Annotated in this window: 5 protein-coding genes and 1 pseudogene; 5 read left to right on the forward strand and 1 reads right to left on the reverse strand. The window is 44.6% G+C overall.

The features are described from left to right. Positions 1–333: 333 nt before the first annotated feature. The 5 genes and pseudogenes from IM322_RS00675 to IM322_RS00695 all read left to right on the forward strand — a co-directional run bounded on the left by IM322_RS00675 (position 334) and on the right by IM322_RS00695 (position 4,108). Positions 334–635, forward strand: a pseudogene (locus IM322_RS00675) (hypothetical protein). Further along, positions 616–990 carry a type II toxin-antitoxin system PemK/MazF family toxin gene (locus IM322_RS00680; RefSeq protein ID WP_287698975.1) on the forward strand — a complete coding sequence of 125 codons (375 nt, stop codon included), beginning with the start codon at positions 616–618 and terminating at the stop codon, positions 988–990. The pseudogene IM322_RS00675 and the gene IM322_RS00680 overlap by 20 nt, the downstream one beginning before the upstream one ends. Positions 991–1,283: 293 nt before the next feature. After that, positions 1,284–1,550 carry a hypothetical protein gene (locus IM322_RS00685; protein WP_287676373.1) on the forward strand — a complete coding sequence of 89 codons (267 nt, stop codon included), beginning with the start codon at positions 1,284–1,286 and terminating at the stop codon, positions 1,548–1,550. A gap of 158 nt (positions 1,551–1,708) precedes the next feature. Continuing rightward, positions 1,709–3,610, forward strand: coding sequence for a glutamine--fructose-6-phosphate transaminase (isomerizing) (gene glmS, locus IM322_RS00690; RefSeq protein WP_286823729.1), 1,902 nt, complete (start codon positions 1,709–1,711; stop codon positions 3,608–3,610). A 180-nt stretch (positions 3,611–3,790) separates the two neighbouring features. Further along, on the forward strand, positions 3,791–4,108 hold the full coding sequence (locus IM322_RS00695; RefSeq protein ID WP_002756874.1) for a DUF3067 family protein: 318 nt from the start codon (positions 3,791–3,793) through the stop codon (positions 4,106–4,108). Between the two features lie 189 nt (positions 4,109–4,297). Here the strand turns inward: IM322_RS00695 and IM322_RS00700 are convergent, their stop codons facing one another. Next, the gene (locus tag IM322_RS00700) at positions 4,298–5,029 is read right to left on the reverse strand and encodes a PEP-CTERM sorting domain-containing protein (protein WP_287676374.1); all 732 of its coding nucleotides are present in this window, start codon (positions 5,027–5,029) and stop codon (positions 4,298–4,300) included. Between the last annotated feature and the right edge of the window lie 568 nt (positions 5,030–5,597).

A 5,597-nucleotide genomic window follows, 5' to 3' on the forward strand; every position in this document is an offset into this window, starting at 1 on the left:
TCTGCTGAAAAAGTTTTTCGGTGGGGGTTGGGGGTTGGGGGTTGGGGGTTGGGGTGTGGGGTGTGGGGTTTTACCCATTTTCAGGTGGTCAATTACCTAATTTTCAGGGAAAAAGTCCCTGAATTTTCCCCCCAATCACTACAAGGGTCGGCACTTTTTGAGGGAAAAAAAGTCTAAAAACCTTGTTGGATAAGGTTTTTAGATTTATTCACCAAACCCTACTTATAAGGACAGGCACTCATGCAAGAGGCACTCATGCAAAAGGGGGGATAAATAATCAGTTTTTAATAACCGGATTTAGTATAACAACAATACTTAAAGAGAGGGCTTAAAATGGTCAAATCAACTTTGTACACGACAGCAAAAGTCCTACCGGGAAATAGAATTGAAATTGAATCTCCAGATCTGACTGTAGGACAAACTGTTGAGGTAGTTATTTTGGTTGAAGAAGTTAGTTCTCATTCTTCTACCACCGAAGATATCTCTCCATCCTTAAAACAGCGTCTTGCTCTTCTGAAGTTACCAATGCTGAACGTAGGAATATTCTCAAAAGTCAAGCCGATATAATGCTCTCTCACTATCAACAAGATTCTGAATGGCAGCAGTTAATGGCAGGTGACATCATTGACTATTAGCCCTGATCTGCCAAAACGTGGAGAAATTTGGTTAGTCAACTTCGATCCTACTATTGGTGCAGAAATCAAAAAAGTGCGTCCTGCCGTCGTCATCAGTTCCGATTCAGTAGGAAAGCTTCCTATAAAGCTTATTGCTCCTATTACAGACTGGAAAACATATTTTTCAGCAAATTTCTGGCACCTTAAAATTGAACCTAACAGTATCAATGAATTGAATAAAGCTTCTGCAATTGATACTCTTCAACTAAGGGGGGTGGATTTACAAAGGTTTATTCGTAAATTAGGAAGCGTTTCTGAAATTACAATACTGGAAATTGTAGCCTCCATTGCTACTGTAATCGAATTTGAGGTCTAACAAATCTTGCACCCGACCAACAAAAAGCCACTGATGCTGGAAAATAGACCAAAATGGCGGGTGAATTCAGCTGGTAGGGTGCGTTCCCTAAGGTGGCTCCTACTGCTCCACCAATAGATTTTTGGGAAGGCACCATGCACATTGATTGAAGCTATGAGTCTAAGTGCGATGTCGAAGGCACTGCGTGGCAGTACGCCGCTCTTGTGGGCCCAGTTGAGGAATGTTAGCGAAGATTGCCAATGTTTAGGTGAAAATAGAGGGGCAAAAGTTGCAACAGGGTCACGCCAAGGACAGTGCGACAACCTCTCTACAGCAAAGAAGAATTTGCCCGACGCGGCGATGAGATTTATGAGACCCAGGTACGTTCTCAAGTCGAGCAGGGTAATCATGGCAAGATTGTGGCAATCGCTCTCGAAACTGGAGACTTTGAAATTGACGCGAGTGAAATAGCCGCTTGTGATCGCCTTGAAGCTCGTCGCCCAGATGCCCAAATCTGGATGGTTCCTATTGGTTCTCGTCAAGTTCGTCGATTTGGCGGACGCACGAAAAGAGCCGTTTGAGACCTCTTTGACCCCATCTTGCTCCCAAAAATGAGCGAAGGATGAGTCCCATTAGAGGAAACTTTGCCCTTGTCAGTGCGTCTTTAGCCTCTAAGCAAACAAGTGTCACGCTTGCGATAGAATAGATCGGACTTAGCCTAAATGGGGTCAGCGAAAGAATGTGCGGAATTGTTGGCTATATCGGAACCCAAACAGCGATCGATATTCTCCTAGCTGGTTTGGAACGTTTAGAATATCGGGGTTATGATTCGGCAGGAATTGCCACAATTCTCGAAGGTGAATTACATCGAGTCCGCGCCCAGGGAAAACTCTACAATCTGCGGGAAAAATTAGAACAGGAAGTTAATCCCTCCCAAATTGGTATCGGTCACACCCGTTGGGCAACCCACGGCAAACCCGTAGAAAGTAATGCCCATCCCCACACCGATAATAGTCAACGGGTGGCAGTGGTACAGAATGGCATTGTCGAAAATTTTCAGGTATTAAGAACAGAATTAAAGGAGAAAGGCTGTATATTTGACTCGGAAACCGACACAGAAGTTATTCCCCATCTAATCGCCCGTTATCTACCCAAACCTACCGATGAAGAATACTTGGGGGTGAGTCCTTTCCTCAAGGCAGTTTTAAGGGCAATTGAACGTTTAGAGGGTGCTTTTGCCCTAGCGGTGATTAGTCCCGATTATCCCGATGAATTGATTGTCGTGCGGCAACACGCCCCTTTAATCATCGGTTTCGGTCAAGGGGAGTTTTTCTGTGCCTCGGATGTCAGTGCTTTAGTTCCCCATACCCGGGCAGTGCTGTCCCTGGATAATGGCGAAATCGCTCGGTTAACACCCTTGGGAGTAGAAATTTATAATTTTGAGGGCAAAAGAGTCCGTAAAAGCCCCAGAGTCCTCGATTGGAGTCCGACGACCGTAGAAAAACAGGGTTATCGTCACTTCATGCTCAAGGAAATCTACGAACAACCCGGAGTGGTGCGCGACTGTTTAGGGACTTATCTGCATCCCCAGGGAAACGCACAAAATGAGGATAATGTCAACCCGATAAATATTAATTTTTCTGAAGAAATTTACGATAATTTAGAACATATTCAGATTTTAGCCTGTGGAACCAGTTGGCACGCTAGTTTAGTCGGTAAATACTTGCTCGAGCAGTTGGCGGGTATTCCAACAAGGGTACAGTACGCCTCGGAATTTCGCTATGCACCCACGCCCCTGATGCCCAATACTTTAACTATCGGGGTGACGCAATCGGGGGAAACAGCCGACACTTTAGCGGCTTTGGAAACGGAAAAACAGCGTCGTTTAGGATTAGAAAAAAAATATCAAGCCCGGATTATCGGGATTACTAATCGCCCCGAAAGTACCCTAGCACAAATGGTCGATCAGATTATTAATACCCAAGCGGGGATCGAGATCGGGGTGGCGGCAACTAAGAGTTTTACGGCACAATTATTGGGTTTTTATCTCTTAGCTTTGGATTTATCCTATCGTCGTCAAACTTTGTCTTTAGAGAGAATCGAGCAAATTATTAATCAAATGCGATCGCTGCCAAGATTGATCGAAACTGTCTTAGAAACACAGGAAAAAGCGATCGAAGAATTGGCCCATGAATTTAATGACACCCAAGACTTTATTTTCTTGGGACGGGGGATTAATTTCCCCATTGCCTTAGAAGGAGCCTTAAAACTCAAAGAAATCAGTTATATTCATGCGGAAGGCTATCCAGCCGGAGAAATGAAACACGGACCAATCGCGCTTTTAGATGCAAAGGTTCCCGTAGTAGCGATTGCGATGCCGGGGATAGTTTATGATAAGGTTCTCTCCAATGCACAGGAAGCAAAAGCAAGGGATGCGCGATTATTGGGAGTAGTTGCCGACAGCGATAGGGAAGCACCAAAAGTCTTTAATGATTTGTTGTATGTGCCGGAAATTGAAGAATTATTATCGCCAATTCTCACAGTAATTCCCCTACAATTGCTCTCCTATCATATCGCAGCCCGTCGCGGTTTAGATGTGGATCAGCCGCGCAATTTAGCCAAAAGTGTCACGGTGGAGTAAAGTTCCTTCGGTTGAAAGTGTGGTTCACAGGTCTATCTAAATTGGAGCAAGAGGACTCTCTTTACACCGCGAAGCGGTTGATGGCGAGAGTGTCATCCCTTCTGTAAAACCGAGGGTCTTTACCCCGACATCTGTGATAAAATCAAGAGGCCGACTGACATCTGAGAAGCGATAGCAACCATGACGGGTGTGGACTTACAGCAATTATTACTAGAAAAATGGGGTCGTTCCTACGATATCCAGCTGCGACGCATCAAAGATAAGGTTCATGTCCAGGTAATGTGGAAATATCTCGAACAAGCTTCTTTTCCCCTCTCCGAGTCTGAATATCTGGAACATCTCAATGCGATCGCCAATTATCTCCACGAATGGGGTGGTTTTAGTCAATTTCAAGCTTTTATCCGCGAAACCCGCGAGCGTCCCCGTCTCGGTAAAGCGGTTAGTCTGGCCTTAGATTTAGGTGAAAGAGCATCGGAATGGCTGATCAGTGATCAGTGATCAATTATCAGTGACCAGTGGGATTGTTAACTGAACAGTATACTGCATTTAAATTGCGTATTGGATATTTTAATACAAATGCTCGAACTCCCCACTCCCCCACTTCCCACTTCCCCATCCCCTTCTCTAGACACAAAAAAAAGGCGTTAAGCTTAAGCTTAACGCTTGCCTTTGATTTAATGGCAGTGACTAGCTCTTGCGACGAGCGAAAGCACCAGCACCGGCAACGGCTAAGATACCGAGGATAGCAGAGGGTTCGGGGATGTCAATTGATTTTGTCGTTTGTGTGAAGTCGTTGGTGATACTGTTAAGGGAACCCATGGGATCAGAGACACTGAAAGTGTCTCTGACGAAAAGTTTCTTGACATCTGCCGGAACTGGAACCATGGCACCAGAAGCACTCGTCGAGCTCGAAGCTGTCGAACTTCCGATCAAACTCATCCCACTGAAAGCATCTGACCAAACCGTCTTGTCCACCACGATACCACTGTTACCTGCGCCAGTTGCATCATAGCCAATACTGAAGTCTTTGAACATCTTCGTCAAAAGTTCATTCTCAGTAGTGTCGGGGTCATTAACGATCTCGATCGTGTAATCTATGATAAAAGTTGAGCCCTGGGTTAGAGCGGGAGTTGGTCTGTAGTTGAAGGTGTGTCTGTCTATAGTCGATGTCAGGATTTGATCTATGAGAAGAACCCCGTTATTTATAGCTCCAGACGTTGGAGATGAGGCGTAGAATGTAAACAACTTGTCTCCCACTCGGCAAGCCTCATTCTTGAAACCAGATAACAATTGTCCTAAAGGTAGAGGGCACACCGCCTGCGCTTGGGCGGGGGCAGCACCGGCAAAGCCGAAAGCGGCAACGCTGCCAGCGATGGCAAGAGCGCCAGTGGTTAGTTGTCTAGAGATGTTGGTGATCATTTTAAGTTGTTTGTTACTTTATTGATTAGGGCGGAATGCGGAGACATCCGTACTCTAGTATAGTTATAACCTCAGCCAGATGAAATGTCAAGTTAATGAAATGAAAAGAAAGTGAGATGCTCCCCAGTAGGGTGCGTTAGCGTAACTCACCAAAAACCTTTCTTTGTGGTGCGTTACGGCAATATTCAGAGCTTGATTTTTGCCCTAAAAACAAGGGATTGCCTAACGCACCCTACCCAACTACTAGAAGCATAACGCAATCGCAACAATGCAATCTACTTCGGTTATCGTACAGCCCTTATCTAAAGACTTGTGTGATTTGAAGCGGTCAAGGAAGTATTTATGGTCACAGGTAAGCTAAAACGCAGATCATTAGACCTCGACCTAATATTATGTCAAGACTAAAAGTTTTTCTAGTTAAGAAATCTCAGTAGATGGAAAAGTTTGAATAACCAGAGTATTTAGTAACATCTGATACAAAATACTTAGAGAAACTAATTAAGAAAACTTATGTCTAAGAAAAAAGACTATTGCTATTAGCCAGAAGGCAAATAGATAGTATCAACAA

This window comes from Microcystis sp. M109S1, assembly GCF_020247025.1.
In the GTDB taxonomy this organism is placed as follows: Bacteria; Cyanobacteriota; Cyanobacteriia; order Cyanobacteriales; family Microcystaceae; genus Microcystis.